Source organism: Neisseria weixii (assembly GCF_042658245.1).
Taxonomy (GTDB): Bacteria; Pseudomonadota; Gammaproteobacteria; order Burkholderiales; family Neisseriaceae; genus Neisseria; species Neisseria weixii.
Window position 1 is genome coordinate 1 of sequence record NZ_JBHSPY010000021.1, and the last position, 16,005, is coordinate 16,005.

The following is a 16,005-nucleotide window of genomic DNA, read 5'->3' on the forward strand; positions in this document are numbered from 1 at the left end:
TGGGCAGTTGTCCGGCGGGCTGCCAATCGGGCAGCCGGTTAATTTTGAGCAACGGGCAGCTGCCGGTATGTTTACCCGTCATGATTCGGGCTTGTTGCTGGAAGAAGCTGCTCATAAAAAACTCCTCTGAATTCTTTAGGGGGAATTTGGAGGGGTTTTGGTTTTTTTGCAAAGGTCTCTACCTACGTTCTTGCTCAAATAAGCAACTCTATCGCTATGGTGTGCTTTTCTTAAAAATATCAAATTGCCCTTTGCTAGCTGAATGATGGGTGGCACGGTGCGCCCGCCTTACTTTGCTGACGGTTGAGGTGCTGCAATTCAAAGCAGAGGCAATACCGGTAATGCTCACGCCTTGTAAGGTAAGCTGGATAATGTTTTTGTGAAGCTGCTTATCAGCCGGCCACCCTTTCATTCGGCCGTCCTTTCTGGCTCTCTCAATACCCTGCTGTGCCCGCCCTCGCCGCGTTTTCCAATCTTCATGGGCTATGCTGAGCGCCATGCGCAGAAACATTTTCTGCAAAGCATCCATCAACGGCTCAGTGAGGTATTTAGGCAAGGAATCGCTTTGCCCCATCAGGTCATCGATATTGCCGAAAGAAAAAACATCCGGCACATGCAGCTTGGCACCCTTTTCGGTAATCCGATGAATCAGAAGCTCTGCTTCTCTGGGTGGTAAGCGGGTGATGCGGTCGATTTTTTCCGCAATCACCCAATCACCATCTTGAAGGTCGTCAATCAGCCTGTTCAACTCCGGCCGACTGGCATTCACCCCACTTGCCTTCTCTTCATAGACACCGGCTATGTAAAAACCATTTTTCTTAGCTTCCTCGATGATTTCGCGTTGCCGCTCTAAATTTTGCTGCCGGGTACTGACCCGAAGATAAATTCGGGCAATTTTTTGCCTATCCATGTATTTTAAATCCTACAATTAAGCCAGTGGATTTTGAGTCTCTGTTTTTATGTTTTATATGGGTGAAATCATCCCTGTAAATAACCTAGTCAAAATACAGTAGCAAAACAAATTTATATCGTACGATATAAATAAATTATGGACTATTGTTTACTATTTCATGTATTTTAAATAACCTCGGTTTCTACCTCCCTGTCGTAGCCATCCGATAATTTCACAAAAGGTACTTTGCATTTTCCGCACCATAAATCAAGTGATGGTTTCCCCCATGCTTTATCGCCGCATGACTGACAACGGTAAACTGTTTTCCGTTTGGAAGCTGCTTCTTTTTCCTGAGCCTCGCTTAAGACGGCTACATCAATATCGAACTGTTCCGAGAATGGCTGCATGAGAGAAATCTCTGCGCGTTGATCTTCCTCGGTATATGGCTCAATCAATCGCGTATCAACTTGGCTGTCAACAACGGCCGTGATTTCGGCCGCAATTTCTTCAAGAATCTGCTCCAATGCCGCAGTCAAATTTTCCGGCTCATTATGTCGAACCTGTGTGGATTCTGTTTTGGCATGTCGGTCGTAAAACGGCAGTTGATAGCCCATTTTGGAAAAAGCCACACATTGAAGATAGAATGCGCCGTTTTTAATCGGGTAATCACTCATTTTCTGTCCGGTCCGTTTACCGCCGGGCTTTCCTGTACTGCTCGGCATCAGGCCTATGGATTCCATCTTGTCTGCCCATTCCTTATTATGGTAGGTACGATGACTGGGTTTGCCGAACTCATGCTGCCAAAGGTGTACCATCTCATGTACCAGCGTCTGCATCAGCTCCAGCGGCCGATGGGTGATGAAGTATTGAGGGTTCAGTGCAATCTCATGGACGGTGCCCTCACCTTTCCCCTTCTGCCACCTGTCACCGGAGAAGTAGCCCATAACATTGCTGTCCCGTTGCAATGTCAGCAGACATGGTGGCAGTTTGCCGGAGAATAAACGGCTATTGAAGAAATCATAGGCATCCTGAATAAAGTTGTACATCTGAAGGGTGGGTTTGGCACTCATTCTGACTCATCCATTTTATATCGTACGATATAATTTTAATACAGAGAAAAGAAATTGTCCAATATAAACATATATTTATTTCTTTTCAAAGGTGGTGAAATTGTTTAAATTTGCAATTCTGGAAAGAAAATTCCTGTTTTGCTTTTTTAATAGTACAAATTCCTGTACAATAAAAGTCAAATCAGAAAGGAGAGAAGTGCGATGTCGGCCATTGTATTGAGTTATTCAGAAGCCCGAGGCTCATTAAAGCAGGTTATGGATGATGTGTGCCATACCCACAGCCCTGCAATTATTACTCGCAGACAAGGGGAGCATGTTGTTATGATGTCGTTGGATGACTATAACAGCATGGAAGAAACTTTATATCTGCTTAAATCTCCCGCGAATGCGGCTCATCTGCATGAATCGATTGAGGCTATTAAAGCAGGAAAAGCATTTGTACGAGAACTTTCCCATGTCCAAGCAAAAGCAGCAGAATAAAGCAGAAGCCAAGCAAAGGCTACTCTGCTGGACAGAGAAATCTTGGATTGACTTGCAGTACTGGTATAAGCAAAATCGGGACAAGTATGAAACCATTGTTGATCTTTTGGATGAATGCAGGGAAAACCCGTTTAAAGGCAAAGGGAAACCCGAACCTTTAAAGGGAAATTTGACCGGTTATTGGTCACGCCGCATAGATCGGGAACATAGGTTGGTTTATTTGCCGGAGGACGGCCATATTTATGTGGTATCCTGTCGTTACCATTACGAATGAAATTAATTAAGGTGAAAATTATCAACAGTAGAGCTGAATCGTGGAAACAAAGCCCATTTTTGTCAAAGGAGAAAACAAATTGAAAACCTTTAAAAAAATTGCTGTTTGTGCTGTATTGTCTGTATGTGCCTTTTCGAATATCGCACAGGCTAAAGAGAATTTTTTAAATTTGGGGGCTGTACCGGCAAAGGCTGATGCCGAGTTGAAGGCTCATATGGACAAACCTTTTGAAGAGTTTCTTAAGGTATGGATGAAGGACAACCGATTGGCTGCATTAAACCGGGTTATGCGTGGCGAGGTGACCAGTTTTTATGCCAAAAACCGTAAATTTTACGCTGGAAGTGAAACGGATTTCAATAATATTGTTTCAGATGCAGTCGGAACTTTTAAAGCCTACTGCGAACATCACCAAGGTACCGTGGAGCTTCTGAAATCCGATATTTTCTGCCTACTTTCCCAACAACCCACGGCGTAGATGTCTTGGAAGTATGAGAACGATTATGCGCATTTTATTTTAGATGGTAGAAATGCAGGGCATGATGCATATTTATCCAAAGTTACAGATGTCGTACCGAGAAATACGATTAAAACCAGTTACGGCAATGCTTTGGTTTTGGAAAAAGGGCAAAATAACTTGATTAAAGTCCAGCTTACGCGAGGTGGGGAGCGCTGGATTTCAACCGACAATATTACCGTGCGTCCACACTAAATTTTGCTGTGCGGATATGGTGGCCTAAAAAACGGACAACTTCCGTTTTTTAGGCTCCAAAGGAGGAACAACCATGAAAAAAATCATCAGATGGACAGTCATATTCGTAGCGATGTTCTGCATAGCCACCCTGCTCTCCATGGTGGCGGGTAATGATGTTTCTTGGGCTGCGTTTACCGACGACACCAACTGGGGTGTTGGTGTGCTGTTCGCACCATTGCTGACGTTGGCATGCTGGGTTTTGTGGCCGTCTCCTACTACTCGCCACAAATTCCTTATGCCTACTTTTACCGGTACACCTGTCTCAAACCAAGAGGCATACACATGGGAGGAACATTCTTTTGTTCACGATCCGGCATTTGCCCACCGCCCCGGAAATATTTGGTTTGATACTGATGATGATTTTTCAATGTTTAGTAAAGATGATTTAGTGAATACGGATGATCCAAGCAATCATTTTTATAAAATGTTTGATGATTGACGAATAAATTAAAGGCAGCTAAAAGCTGCCTTTAATTTATTCGGAGCTTTCCAAAGCCTGTTCAACCGCTGCCAAGCTTTTGTAAAACGCCGTTTTACCCTCCTCGCTTTGCAACTCCGTGCCACCGCTAAAACTCAGGCGGACGGCGCAGTCGCTCAAGTCCGGTGACTCTTCTACTTCGATGATGATATGGGCAATGGCCATAATTCACTCCTTTTTCATGTTAATAAAATCCGTATTTTCTCAATTTGCTGCGTGCCTGATTCAACCAAAATCCAGCAAACTCTCCCGCACTAATACTACCTGCGCGGCTTCGTTGTGCAGTCGGCAGATTCTGTCTGACTGCTTCCAGGGCACTTCTTCTGCCGCTACCGTAAACCGTCAATGTTTTCAAAGCATCAACGGCTCTACTTCCGGAATGTTTCAGCAAAGCAGTTGCTCCACCAGCTCCCTGTTGATGAAGCAAATACAATTCTTCTGCTGATGGCAGACGGCCTACCTGTTTACGGAAATAGGCAATATTGCTCTTGGTCATCTTAATGGTGGCCTGAATGTTTTTAACCGGGTCAAAGACCGTTTGTGCATTCAACCCCATCGCTTTCCAGTTTTCGGGCATGATTTGCCCCAATCCGGCTGCGCCACTGGGATTACGGCTATAAGGATTAAATGTACCACCTGTTTCGATTGCAATTAAAGCCAGCATCACTCGAGGATCAACCCCAGCCGATTGGGCCTGGCGTACAATCATTTCCTGAATATGTCGGTTATTGCTGCCGTATTTAATCGGCCCGTTTCCTCCCATGCGCCCCATGCCGCCCCCGTAAAACATACTGCCGTTACCGGCTCGATTTCCGGCGACAGGGGCTACTGCTTTGGGCGGAAGGTGCGGGATCCGCTGCCCGGGCGCTGCTTCAGCTCGTTGGCCAGATTCGGGTTCCTACCCAAATGAGCTTCGGTTTGATTTGCACCTGAGCCGAGAGGGCCTTTTCCGTCGCGGACATCTTGCATTACCTGTTCGCGCCGCTCTCCACCGGCATTCCACGGCAAGACATGAGAATTCAGCTCCATCATCATGCCGTTGCTGTTTTCGTCAGCTTTTCGTGCCCGATTGGCCAAATCATCGACACGGCCGTCATAGCGCCGGCCGCCTTGAGCTACATCGCCGTCGACACCGCTTCTGGCTTGATTGAAATCCCGCTCATAGTCGTTGCCGCGTTTGCTGATGGCTGCATCAATCGAATCGGCGCTGATACCGCTGCGTGAAGCACGCTCGCGTACCCCCTCAAAGGCGGCATTGGAGCCTGAAGCAACGGTAGAGACGTTTTGCTGATACGCTGCATCAACCGTATTTGATGGGCGGCTGTCCGAAGAGAGGTTGCCCTCCGGTTTCCAGCCGGCCTGTTGTGCGGCCGTGTCCATCTGACTGCTGCGACGGTCTGCGGTGGCCATGGCCGTCTGAAAAGTATTGCCTTCGCCGCTGTTCAGTTGGGACAGGGTCAGATTCGGATTGTTTGCAATCAGGTCGTTGGTATTGTCGTAGGTAACGGTTTTACCGTTGCCGTAAGTGCGCTGAGCCTGCTCACGGTAGCTTTGAGCCTCGTTGAAGCTGTCGGTAGCCGAACGGCTGGCCTGCTGCGCACGCTGCATACTTGCACTCGCGCCTTGCGCCAGTTCGTCTCCGGAGGACAGCGAGTTTTTATAGGCCGCAGAGCTGCTGACTTTGTCGGTGAAGCTGCTGTCGAAGGTAATGCCTTCCTTGTGACCAGCAGAGATTGATTTGCCGATGTCTGCAACGAGAGCGTCAGAATTGCTAGCAGAGCCTTTCCAGTCAATACCCGCATTTCCTTTGATGGCTTGTTGAATTTGTTTTGCAATGTTTCCGGTAATTCCTTGTTGCTGACTCAAGGATGTCAATCCAGCCATTCCTTTTGAAATCATGCTCTGGCTGATTGATTGGGAAGCTGTTGTAGATTCTGACAAACCGTCTGATTTTGACATGCCTACTCCTAAACCAGCCATCAATGCAGATCGAATAGCAGATTCATTTTTAATGCCATGTCTTTGTGTAATATTATGAGCTTGCTCATTAATCCAAGACATTTTCTGAGATTGCGCCGCATCCAAGCCCATACCGTAACCCGAATCTGCACTTTGGCCAAAGCTGTGTTTTCCGGCCCAAGCCAAGGTTTGCGCCTGCCCCAAAGCTAAGCTTTCCTGATAAGCCGCCTGATGTTGTCTGGCAGCTGTTTCCGCGCGGTCAGCCATGCGGCCGTAGTTTTCCGATTCACTGATTTGTGATTGTGATGAGACGGCCAAGCTGCTGTTGCGTGCCTGATAGCGGCTGGTTCCGCTGGCTGCACTCATCCAAGAGGTGCCGGCCGCCGAATGCGCGGTCGTCATCTGCGGATCGGTATATACCGGGTTGAGTGAGTATTTATTGGCGTTGGCATTGTTGTAATTCATATTGCCGGCGGCAAAATTACCCGTACCTGCTTGTGAACCGGCCGATTCCGCACCGGATTTCGCCGCAGTGGCCATACCTGTCAGGCCGCTGACCAACATACGGCCGCCCATCACCAATGCGCCGGAGATAACCGGAACCAACCACATTGCACCCGCCGCCGCTGCTTGGGCATCGGCGGCCGCCATCAGCAGGCCGTCGCCGGAGCCCGGGGTAATCATACCGACGGCTGTTTCAGCATTAAACAGGCGGCGGGTGTGAATGGTCAGCACAAAATTGATGATACTGGCCACCGGTGCCCACAGTTGAATCCAAAACAGTGCCATCACATAGAACATAATCAGCTTGAATGCCGCAATCCCGGCCAAAAGTGCCAAAATCACCACAAACGGAAAAATCCCAATCAGTACCGCCTCAGCTACGGAGCGCACCACCGGTAGGTTTTGACTGGCCATAAGTCCGCCGGTTTTTTGGGCGGTAATATACTGGTTGCGTGCCTGGGTAAAGGCAAACACCTCTTGAACCCGGGCTGCATGGTTGTTGCGCTGACCGTTGATTACCGTGCTTTGGCGGATGATTTCCACCATGGCCGACTGCTCAATGTTTTTCAAGGTATCGACACGGGCATTGTTGAGCAGGTATTGGAATGAATTGTTACCGAGCGTGGCCAATGCAGCGGCTTTATTGGGTGCGGTCGATGTACCTAATCCGGCAAATACTTTATCTGCAACGTAATTAGGCAAATAACCTTGTGAGTAGAATTCAGTCCGTGCTTTGAGCAGTTGGTAAGCTTTGTCGCAAGTCATCGAAGTGCTGCCGCCCTCATACTGCAAGCGGCTGTTGGCAAAGTTCCCGCCGGCATTGGCACCACTTTTTAATTTTGACACATTGGTAAACATGGCACGGTTGGTATTACCCAAAGTTGCCAGGATGTCCGTACTGTCACGCAAGTCTTCAACCGTATAAAAATGGTACAGGTTCAAATCGAAAAACGAACACTGGTTCATAAACAATGCCCAGTCCTGCGTTAATGTTGCATCAGGAATGGACACGTCCCGAATCTGTTCAATCAGCCGCGCACCGAACAGGACGCCGGTTTGGCTGTAGTTGAGTTCGTTGGGTATATTGTAGATTTGCTCTGCCCTGCGGGTCAGATGATGACCGAAGGTGCTGACCATATTGGCCGAATAGGCCAAACCGATGGGGACGTTGCCGACGGTATATTGGCGGCCGGTAAAACCGTGACCGGCGGTTTCGGTAATCAGTACAGTGGTTTTGGGTACCATCATACCCATCCACACACCGGCAATCACAAAGAGGTAGACAAAGTTGTCTTTGAGGTCGATTTTATAGACGGCCACAAACAAGGTAACCAAAAAACCGAAAAGTGCAGCGGCTTGGAGTGCACCAGTCATGGTATTGGAAGAGGAAAGTGTGGCTACTGCATTAAATACACCTTGAACCGCCTCACCGTTCCCCGCAAAAGTAAAATATTCGACTGCCATGGCTCCTCCCATTACAAGCGATTCATTTGGTCAAATGCCATACTGCGGCCAGAATCGACAAATTGGCTGCGCCATTGGCTGTCGGACTGTGCCATAGCGGACATCATGCTTTGCTCGATTTCGATTTTGGCAAGCGCATGATTGCGTTCAGCATAAATCTTGCCGCGCAGCTCGGCTAAATTATCCATAATCTTCTTCGCCTCCATACCGCTGACTTCGTCCGTCTTGCTATACAGGCTGACAGCTGTGCGGAGGTGGCGTTCGGCTGAAGAAAGAATACCTGCGGCCACATCGATGGCAATGGTGTCGGTTACGGCGGTCTTTTCCAAATTCTTGGTGCCGAGAAAGGCATCGGCCACGGCCATGCGTAAAATAGGCAGGCTGCTGTTGGCCACCAGTACAGATACTTCTCTCACTTCCTGTTCTGTCCAATTCGCATTGCTGCGAATTTTCGCAGGCATTGCTTTCAATCGCTCCCGTACGATATAGCGCAAGGATTTGATTTGGACATTGTTGTTTTCAGTACAAACTTCCTTCTTACTTTCACTGCCGTCGCGGCAGGTCCACATATCAACGGTCACATATTGCTTGTCGACGGAATTTTCTTTGCCGGAGAGCAGCTCTCCGATGCCTGTAATCCGTGGTGCAAACGATTGAACACCTGCACTAACCGTACCCTCACCGTCTTCTTTAGGCGTTGGGAAAACAGCTGTACCGGCGATACTGTAATAAAAGTCCATAGCATCAAAATTGCCTAAATTCAGGTCTTTGATATCGGACGTATGTTTTTTCATGGCCTCATAGGTGAGATTGCCGCCTGTGAAGCTGATGGTATCTTGAGGCGAATTAGTGCCTGCTGCCTGTTTTGAGACCTTGGCTAAATTCTTACCGTAACGACAGAACCATGAAGCATCTGAAGCATCATCTGCACTGCCTGAGCTGACGGCGGCTGCCTGACAGTTTGAACTGGCGCTCTCTGCAACAGCACCCATCACACCCCCGACAAGGCTCTGTGCCATTTGGCAGGAATTCATGTTATGGGAATTGACAGATTGGGCTAAATCGCGAATGCCGTTGATGGCATCCTGAATCATCGGATCCAACGCCTTTAAAGCCAAGTCAAATGCAACACCGGCAGCATTGTTACCCAAGTTGCGGGTAAACTGAATAAACTCCTCTTTACTGACAAAAGAGAACGAGCCGCCGAAGATGTCGATGCCGCCACAGCCGGCATTAACTGATGGCAGTTGAATATTGCCGAGACTGAGATTCGATACCGGTGTTCTGGCGCTGAAACTACCACCGGTATAGAGACTGCCACTTTGTCCATGGAAAGCACCGGCCTCAGTATAATTTGTGGCTGCCCCCATGGAGTTGAACATATTGGCCATGTCGCTTTCGATGCCGGCATGGGTATGCACCGGAACAGTCAGCGATACACTTAAAACCAGATATTTTGTAGCAGAAAGACAAATAGCCAGCATTTTAGCCGGCAGTTTTGGGGATTTGATAAATTGAATCTTCATAACCGTCCCTGAGAAAAGAAACGGTTATAGCAAGATGCTTTGCTATAACCGGGAAAATCAGTTATGCAAAGACTTGAGATTAAGGATATTGATATTTTACGCCAAACAGCCATTGTGTCAACAGCTTAACAGCCAGTCGGTAATATGCCCGGCAGAGTCTTGAGGTATACTCGAAAAACAAACAGAAAGCTTGAACGATTGCTGGGGGGGGGTAAACTCCAATAAACAAAGACCCTGCATGTGCAGGGTCTTTGTTTATTTAGATATTATGGAATAGTTTTGATGAAATCTGTTTACCCTGCTTTAGAAAGCGTAAATTCAGGTGCAACGATCCCTGGGCCGAAAATCATCACTTCTGTTGAGAAAAAGCGGTGTTTTATCTGCAATAAAACACCGCTTTTTGTCCATTTCCAACTCAATAGTCAACCGGCTGTCCCGGTAACGGATTAACCAGATAATCTGATTTTTATTTGAATATGCGCCTCAGCGTTGCCCATAAACCCATGGGTTTAGGCACTTCCTGAGCAGGCTGAACCGATGCCTGCTCCGAAGCTGTTTTTTGAGCCATTTCGCCGATACGGTACAGGTAATGTTCCTGTTCCAGCGTCAGCTGTTTGACTTTGTCCGAAAGAAGTTCTGTTCCAGCCACCAGAGCTTGGTTTTCCTGTTCCAAGTCCTTAATCCTCTGCAATGCTGTCTCTAAGCTGCCGTACAGTTCTTGCGCAGCTTCATAAGCCTCTGAGACAGGAGAATTGAACAATACGCCGATAATCTGCTTTTTAAAGGCATTGCGGATTTTTTGGCGGTGCAATTCAATCTGCTCCATGGCTTCTTGATCGGTTTTACCGATCAGTGTGTCTTCGTCCAGATACAGGAAATCCCCTTCTCGGGCAGCCACCTGAATAACGGGAATACCCATACGCTCCAAATCTCTGCATTTCGGACTGTTGGCCGCGAGACCGCTGGTATGGAAAAATTCAAAGGCAATCTGACCACCCCATTTACAGGCATAGGACTTCAGGAACGATATGTTTTCTTGACGGAAGGTACAGAAGGTGTCGATAAAATACTGATGGCCATTGGCTTGAATCGGGTACTCGAACGCGCCTGATGTCAGGATAACCGGTACAGGATAATCCCAACGTCTGCCTTTATGGGTCAGTTTCAGTTCGGTAGGCAAACCTTCATCAGCAAGCTCTTTCAAAACGGTTTTGCATAAGGTATGAGTCAGCGATTCGGGTTCTGTGATGCCGTCTGAACAGCGTTCGCCTTTATAGGCGAAGAAGTGATTGCTGCCGCGCCGATTGACATACATCTCTAAGCGGCAACCCGGTGCGTGGCGGCTGTAAATGACGGCCAAGTTCCGTGATTTGGCCGATAAGGGAGTGACGGTTTCAAAACCGTCCTGAGTGGTATAGGCAAGCAGTTTCATTTAATTAATCTTGCTCAGCGTTTATTGCTTTCTGGAATCGGTGTACAAACTGGGCAAAACTTGAGAGCTGTTCGCACATCCTGTCAAAATCAATTTGTTCGATACCTTTCACATAAGAGCACAGCTGTTCGGCGGAAAGCAGTGGGTTTTCTCCATCCGGATTAATTTTCTTGGCGAGCTGTGATTTTAAAGAATTAGGAGAAGCATCATTTGCAGGGCCATTTTCATAAAGATGCCCGTTTTGATAATGATCTGCCAAACAAAGCAGCCATGCTTCAGATTTTGGTTTGGCCAATATTGCCACTCCCCTGTTTGGAAAGCCGGCTGCGGCAAAACCGGTATCTATCGAAATCAATTTTTCTTGGTAGTCTTTTTCATCATTTGAATCAGTATCCCGAAAAAAGACAGGAATAACGCATTCCTCACCTGTATCTTCTTTGATTTTTTCAGCCTTCCAACCCAGGGCTCTAGCCATAAAACCATGAGGCTTCAAATGATGGTTCTTAATGCCTGGAATCAGTATATTCCTGCGATTTTGCCCTTTCTCAGATTTGGCAAACCGACTTAAATCACTTTCGGAAATCAGACAAAACTGCTCGGGATTACTCTCCAGTAAAGAATATTGGTATTTTTCCCGATAGAGTCCGTCCACAAAATAAGTGACAGGCCCTGGTACAAATTCGATGCCGTCTTTGCCCAATATATTTTTCCCTAAGTCAGTTGGCCCCTCTCCTGATAAAACAAAAATCATTTTTTTGGCTCCGAATTTTCCATATCAAGGAGACGACACTTATCAGCCAGATGTTTCAAATCCGTATTTGCATAGACTTCCCCCGGGCCGGCAAAGTCCAATATCTCCGGATGGTCGATTACTTCAAAGAATTTTTTCAAGTTCAAACTGCCAGTATCGGTGCGGTAGGTAAAATACACACTTTCAACAGCCTGTTCGTCTGAAAGGTAGTTGAGCAATAAGGGACTGTGCGTGGTAATTAAAGCCTGAATTCCGGAGGAAGACAGAAACTCAACCAACTTACCCATAATTTCCTGATTAATGCCGTTTTCGATCTCATCCAGTAACAATAAAGTTGGTGAGCCGTGTTTTTGTTGCGCCAGAACCGCTAAAATTCTTAATAAACCGTCATTAATATGTACCGAGTCGGAAATGGTTTTTTGATTCTTAAATTGCTCCTCAAATCCCAATATTATCCACCCCCCGACTTTTTTCTTGGTATTGATACGGCTTAGATTCGGATAGAAAATCCGCAGGTTATGAACTAAATCTTCCTGTTGGCTCTTGGTTAATCCGTGTATAAAGCTGGCAAGATTCTCTCCGCTGATGCCGATACGACCTACCGGCGAACGTGAGCTTTTTTTCAGAATGGCAGGTGATAACAGCTCCAATGAGGAAATACCAAGAAGTGCCTCCTGTATCTTCTTCAGGAAACGGTGCTGATCAAACCAAGATTCCGTCATAGATGAAAGCATTGATCCGGTATAGTCCCACAGTATTTCGGTTGGATTGGGTGTGCCTGATACCGAAAAATCTAAGCCGGTTGATGCAAAGATTACCTCCCCATTAACAGTCAGACTCTCATCTCTGCATTTGAGCCGGCGTACATCGAACTCGGCATCCCAAACCAGTTCTCTGACATCTTTCGGGTTTTCCTGAAAACTCCATTCAAGTACCATTTGAATACGAATAAAACTATTCTTGGCTTTGGATTTTAAGTTTTGATTGGTCAGTTGACTGATATTCCAGCCACGTTGCTCCAGCCACTCATCAATGCGGCCCACCATGAGTTGTGAGGTAAAGTCTAAGGCCTGAAGAATTGTGCTTTTCCCGGCACCATTCATGCCCACGATGCAGGTCAGATTATTGAAATCCAAACTGATTTGGTCAATAGATTTGAAGTTACGGATACTGAATTGTTTGAATTTAAGCATAATGGGTGCAGTCATTATTCTTGATGATGTATAGCAGTATAGCGGAAATTGATTAGGGATTGTATAAACAGGGGAATTGTTTGCAAGGAGTTGAACTCTAATTTCGTCCGATGATATACTTCATTGAAATATATCAAAGGAAAAACGATGCAAACAGCTAAAATATTTATCAACGGCCGTTCACAGGCAGTTCGACTGCCTAAAGAGTTTAGATTTGAAGAAAAAGAGGTCTTTATCAAACACTTTGCCGGCGGCGTATTACTGATTCCAAAGGAAAACAGTTGGCAGAACATGGCTCAAGCAGTTGAAGAATTTGAACCCGGTTTCGTATTGGAGCGCGAACCGCAGGTTGAGCAAATCCGGGACGAAATTTTATGAGCTACAAATATCTGTTGGATACCAATATCTGCATTTACATTATTAATCAGAAACCGAAATATGTATTTGAAAAGTTTGAACAATATACTCCGGGTGAGATCGCCATATCCAGCATTACGGCCTGCGAATTGGCATTTGGCGTAGAAAAATCAAATTCTTCCAAAAACAAAGATGCTTTAATGAAGTTCTTAACCCCTTTGGATATTCTGCCTTTTGACGATTCTGTTATCTGGCATTATGCCCGTGTTCGCCAACATTTACAAAGCAAGGGTATGCCTATCGGCAGTCTTGACCTTTTAATTGCAGCTCACGCCTTGTCTTTAGGCATCCCACTGGTCAGCAATAACACCAAGGAATTTGAACGCGTAGACGGTCTGTATTTGGAAAACTGGATTAAATAAGGGGGATTAATGGATATAGCATACTGTGTAGAATTAGGCAAAAAAGTCTACATTGATGATGCTCGGAGAGAATTTGCCAATCAGTCGTTGCATGAAAAATTCCATTTCTTGTGCAGTGATCCTTGTTGCTGCCAAGAAAACGGTAAAAGAACACAAATTCAAGCAACCCACTACACGACCCCATTAAATGAGTCTACCAAACAAACTCCTACTTTCAAGCTTTATCCTCGACAACATCATTCCAACAACTGTGATTGGATAAAGGATGCTTTATACTCCCAACAAGCACGCAAGCCCGGAGAAAGTGTTGAACAATATCAGCAACGTGTTTTCAAACAAAAACTGATACATCGGATTGATATTTTTGAAAGGCCGACGGAAACAGATAACGCTGCCATTATTATTGCTGATGACGCCCCTTCTGATTTTGAAAGCTCATCTCCAAACTCATCTGGATCTTCATCGGCAAAACGAAGTGCTTCTTCTCTTGGATTAATCTCGCGACGCAGTAATCAGCTGGAAAATCTAGTCCGTATGTACATTGAAAACAAGAAAAAGTTGAGTGACGAAGAATTTGAACAAGTTACGTTTGAAATCCCCGGAGAAGGCATACAACGCCTATGTTGGTTCTTTCGAAGATTTTATAAAGTTTGGGATAATACTCGTTTTAATGGAGTATATATTGCCGAAGTTTCTAAATTAGAACGATTTGGTAAGGGATTCAAACTGACTTTTAATAAACGAATTGAAAATAAATATGTTACTTTGTACATGGACTCTCATCAGATGAAAACTTATTGTTACCGTCGAACATTTGAAGATATTCTATGAGCAAGAAGATTATCGATTAAAGGCATACTTTATAAGTCCTACATTTAATGAGCGAGCATATAATTACGAAGTCGTCATCCCTTCTTTAAAATTCTTAAGCTTGGTATTACTGTAATATTTCTGTGATGGGGAAATTTGGTGTTCCCCATCACTCATACTTGGGCAATCCATTCTCAAATTTGACAATCCAAATAAAATCCATCCCTTTGGCATGATTTCCGACTGCCCAAAAATCAATATTTTCATCTTTCTGAAATTGATAATCTGCGTCCATTTCAACTAATTGTGCACTTCGTTTCTGCATCCATACTTGAGTAAAATTATAGGCTTCTGAATATGACTTGCTAATAAAGCAAGGATTCTTAGACTCGGCAATGATGCCCTCTATAACACAGTAATAAGTTTCCATACAGATTCTCCCATTTTCAGCATATTCTCAAAAGTATCAATAAACCGTTCCCACCGGTTTAGAGAACGCCAAGAAGCGGTCTTCCAATGTGGTCTGAGCCATCACGCCGAAACCGATAGGTGTAAATTTCTGAGTTTTGGTATCCATCACATACATAGCCGGCACCGTGGTAATGTTCAGGCGTTGGGCAATACCGTTGTTCGGCAATGCATTCGGATAGTGACCGATGCCTTGGCCGTCTAAGCTGACCGGCATCACCTTAACCCCATAGGTTGCTGCAAACTGCTTCAGGATGGGTGCCATGGTGTGACAATAAGGACAATCCGATCGAAAAACGAACAAAATACCGTTTTCACCGGCCAGCTTGCGGATAGCCTCCTGCTTCTGCAGCTGGCGATTATGGTCATACTGCTGCTGAGCCAGCTGGTTGTTCGGCCGGCCATGCTGGCTGTAATCCAACTCGGGATTCTGCCAAATTACGCGCTGCCACTGGTCGGTAAAGGCCGCCGATTTCGACATTACGACCTCCTGCATGGTGACATAGTGCTTCAGATTCTCGGGGGTCGGGTTCATGATGGCGATTTTACGGGCTTCATCAACCTGTTTTTGCAGCATATCGAATGCGGCCAGCTCATTTTGAGGCAGCATGACCGGCGGTGGTGACGGCTGCTGTGCAGTTTTTTTTTGCTGTGCCTTCGGGTCCGGATACCACAAGAAAGCACGATCCTCCTTGCTCCAGATATCCTCATCGTACCAGCCCATACCGGAAGCATGGACACCGGAGATGCTGACAGAGACTGCTGTAAAAAGTGAAATCAGGACTTTTTTCATGGTTGTGTACCCTATTTGTTTCTGTTGGGACAGACTTCGATATCCACCGACTGTGTCGGAGCCATACGTTCGAATTCGGGCGTAGTTTTAAAGGTCAAAGTTACCTTGTTGCAGTCGGCTTTGCCTTTGACGGCCTCTTTTTTGACGGCCTCGACATGGATTGGAATCTCCTTGCCGTATTGCTGTTTGATGGCTGCTGCTGCACGACCGCTGAAATGGCCTTTTGCACGGCCGTGGCGCATAGCTAAAGCCAAAACGGCATCCGGCCGTCCGTTCGGCAACGGAATCGATGTCTGGGCCAGTTTTTCCGTTTTATCCAAGGCGATACCGCCCGTATAGGGTTGTGCCGCAAAAGCTGTTGCAGCCGTTGTTAGTAACATA

The 16,005-nt window shown here is 46.2% G+C and carries 20 protein-coding genes; 8 read left to right on the plus strand and 12 right to left on the minus strand.

What is annotated here, in order from left to right; translation table 11 throughout:
* Positions 1 to 214: 214 nt before the first annotated feature.
* The gene (locus ACFPVS_RS09675) at positions 215 to 910 is read right to left on the minus strand and encodes a recombinase family protein (protein ID WP_096295154.1); all 696 of its coding nucleotides are present in this window, start codon (positions 908 to 910) and stop codon (positions 215 to 217) included.
* A gap of 167 nt (positions 911 to 1,077) precedes the next feature.
* Positions 1,078 to 1,962 (minus strand): SprT-like domain-containing protein, encoded by an 885-nt coding sequence (locus ACFPVS_RS09680; RefSeq protein ID WP_096295153.1) that lies wholly within the window; start codon positions 1,960 to 1,962, stop codon positions 1,078 to 1,080.
* A 201-nt stretch (positions 1,963 to 2,163) separates the two neighbouring features.
* Here ACFPVS_RS09680 and ACFPVS_RS09685 point away from each other — a divergent pair, with 201 nt between their 5' ends.
* The 5 genes from ACFPVS_RS09685 (at position 2,164) to ACFPVS_RS09705 (ending at position 3,906) form a co-directional block, all read left to right on the plus strand.
* Entirely contained in the window at positions 2,164 to 2,442 is a 279-nt protein-coding gene (locus tag ACFPVS_RS09685; protein ID WP_096295152.1) for a type II toxin-antitoxin system Phd/YefM family antitoxin, read from the plus strand.
* On the plus strand, positions 2,417 to 2,716 hold the full coding sequence (locus tag ACFPVS_RS09690) for a Txe/YoeB family addiction module toxin (protein WP_096295151.1): 300 nt from the start codon (positions 2,417 to 2,419) through the stop codon (positions 2,714 to 2,716). Before ACFPVS_RS09685 ends, ACFPVS_RS09690 begins: the two co-directional genes overlap by 26 nt.
* Positions 2,717 to 2,795: 79 nt before the next feature.
* On the plus strand, positions 2,796 to 3,191 hold the full coding sequence (locus tag ACFPVS_RS09695; protein WP_378595717.1) for a hypothetical protein: 396 nt from the start codon (positions 2,796 to 2,798) through the stop codon (positions 3,189 to 3,191).
* Positions 3,192 to 3,425, plus strand: coding sequence for a hypothetical protein (locus ACFPVS_RS09700; protein WP_232507555.1), 234 nt, complete (start codon positions 3,192 to 3,194; stop codon positions 3,423 to 3,425).
* Between the two features lie 73 nt (positions 3,426 to 3,498).
* Positions 3,499 to 3,906: a hypothetical protein gene (locus tag ACFPVS_RS09705; RefSeq protein ID WP_096295150.1), complete on the plus strand. Its 408-nt coding sequence runs from the start codon at positions 3,499 to 3,501 to the stop codon at positions 3,904 to 3,906.
* A 36-nt stretch (positions 3,907 to 3,942) separates the two neighbouring features.
* Here ACFPVS_RS09705 and ACFPVS_RS09710 read toward each other — a convergent pair whose 3' ends face one another.
* The 7 genes from ACFPVS_RS09710 to ACFPVS_RS09740 form a co-directional block, all read right to left on the minus strand.
* Complete coding sequence (locus ACFPVS_RS09710; RefSeq protein WP_198345353.1) at positions 3,943 to 4,110, minus strand: hypothetical protein; 168 nt, start codon at positions 4,108 to 4,110, stop codon at positions 3,943 to 3,945.
* 19 nt (positions 4,111 to 4,129) lie between these two features.
* Positions 4,130 to 4,717, minus strand: a complete 588-nt coding sequence (locus ACFPVS_RS09715) for a transglycosylase SLT domain-containing protein (RefSeq protein WP_157742717.1) — start codon at positions 4,715 to 4,717, stop codon at positions 4,130 to 4,132.
* Between the two features lie 53 nt (positions 4,718 to 4,770).
* Positions 4,771 to 7,872 (minus strand): conjugal transfer protein TraG N-terminal domain-containing protein, encoded by a 3,102-nt coding sequence (locus tag ACFPVS_RS09720; protein WP_378595718.1) that lies wholly within the window; start codon positions 7,870 to 7,872, stop codon positions 4,771 to 4,773.
* An 11-nt stretch (positions 7,873 to 7,883) separates the two neighbouring features.
* A complete protein-coding gene (locus ACFPVS_RS09725; RefSeq protein WP_378595719.1) occupies positions 7,884 to 9,398 on the minus strand; it encodes a conjugal transfer protein TraH in 1,515 nt (504 codons plus the stop codon).
* A gap of 466 nt (positions 9,399 to 9,864) precedes the next feature.
* Positions 9,865 to 10,830, minus strand: coding sequence for a hypothetical protein (locus ACFPVS_RS09730; RefSeq protein ID WP_096295147.1), 966 nt, complete (start codon positions 10,828 to 10,830; stop codon positions 9,865 to 9,867).
* 4 nt (positions 10,831 to 10,834) lie between these two features.
* A complete protein-coding gene (locus ACFPVS_RS09735; RefSeq protein ID WP_096295146.1) occupies positions 10,835 to 11,581 on the minus strand; it encodes a hypothetical protein in 747 nt (248 codons plus the stop codon).
* Complete coding sequence (locus ACFPVS_RS09740; RefSeq protein WP_378595720.1) at positions 11,578 to 12,774, minus strand: AAA family ATPase; 1,197 nt, start codon at positions 12,772 to 12,774, stop codon at positions 11,578 to 11,580. The genes ACFPVS_RS09735 and ACFPVS_RS09740 overlap by 4 nt, the downstream gene beginning before the upstream one ends.
* 123 nt (positions 12,775 to 12,897) lie before the next feature.
* Here ACFPVS_RS09740 and ACFPVS_RS09745 point away from each other — a divergent pair, with 123 nt between their 5' ends.
* From ACFPVS_RS09745 to ACFPVS_RS09755, 3 genes are read left to right on the plus strand one after another with little or no spacing between them, the layout of a single operon-like run.
* Positions 12,898 to 13,152 carry an antitoxin gene (locus tag ACFPVS_RS09745; protein ID WP_378595721.1) on the plus strand — a complete coding sequence of 85 codons (255 nt, stop codon included), beginning with the start codon at positions 12,898 to 12,900 and terminating at the stop codon, positions 13,150 to 13,152.
* Positions 13,149 to 13,553, plus strand: a complete 405-nt coding sequence (gene vapC / locus ACFPVS_RS09750; protein WP_096295143.1) for a type II toxin-antitoxin system tRNA(fMet)-specific endonuclease VapC — start codon at positions 13,149 to 13,151, stop codon at positions 13,551 to 13,553. The genes ACFPVS_RS09745 and vapC overlap by 4 nt, the downstream gene beginning before the upstream one ends.
* A 9-nt stretch (positions 13,554 to 13,562) precedes the next feature.
* Entirely contained in the window at positions 13,563 to 14,384 is an 822-nt protein-coding gene (locus ACFPVS_RS09755; RefSeq protein WP_096295142.1) for a hypothetical protein, read from the plus strand.
* Positions 14,385 to 14,532: 148 nt separating this feature from the next.
* Here the strand turns inward: ACFPVS_RS09755 and ACFPVS_RS09760 are convergent, their stop codons facing one another.
* From ACFPVS_RS09760 to ACFPVS_RS09770, 3 genes are read right to left on the minus strand one after another with little or no spacing between them, the layout of a single operon-like run.
* Positions 14,533 to 14,793, minus strand: coding sequence for a hypothetical protein (locus tag ACFPVS_RS09760; RefSeq protein ID WP_096295141.1), 261 nt, complete (start codon positions 14,791 to 14,793; stop codon positions 14,533 to 14,535).
* Positions 14,794 to 14,829: 36 nt separating this feature from the next.
* On the minus strand, positions 14,830 to 15,624 hold the full coding sequence (gene traF, locus ACFPVS_RS09765; RefSeq protein ID WP_096295140.1) for a conjugal transfer protein TraF: 795 nt from the start codon (positions 15,622 to 15,624) through the stop codon (positions 14,830 to 14,832).
* 11 nt (positions 15,625 to 15,635) lie between these two features.
* Complete coding sequence (locus ACFPVS_RS09770; RefSeq protein WP_378595722.1) at positions 15,636 to 16,004, minus strand: hypothetical protein; 369 nt, start codon at positions 16,002 to 16,004, stop codon at positions 15,636 to 15,638.
* Between the last annotated feature and the right edge of the window lies 1 nt (position 16,005).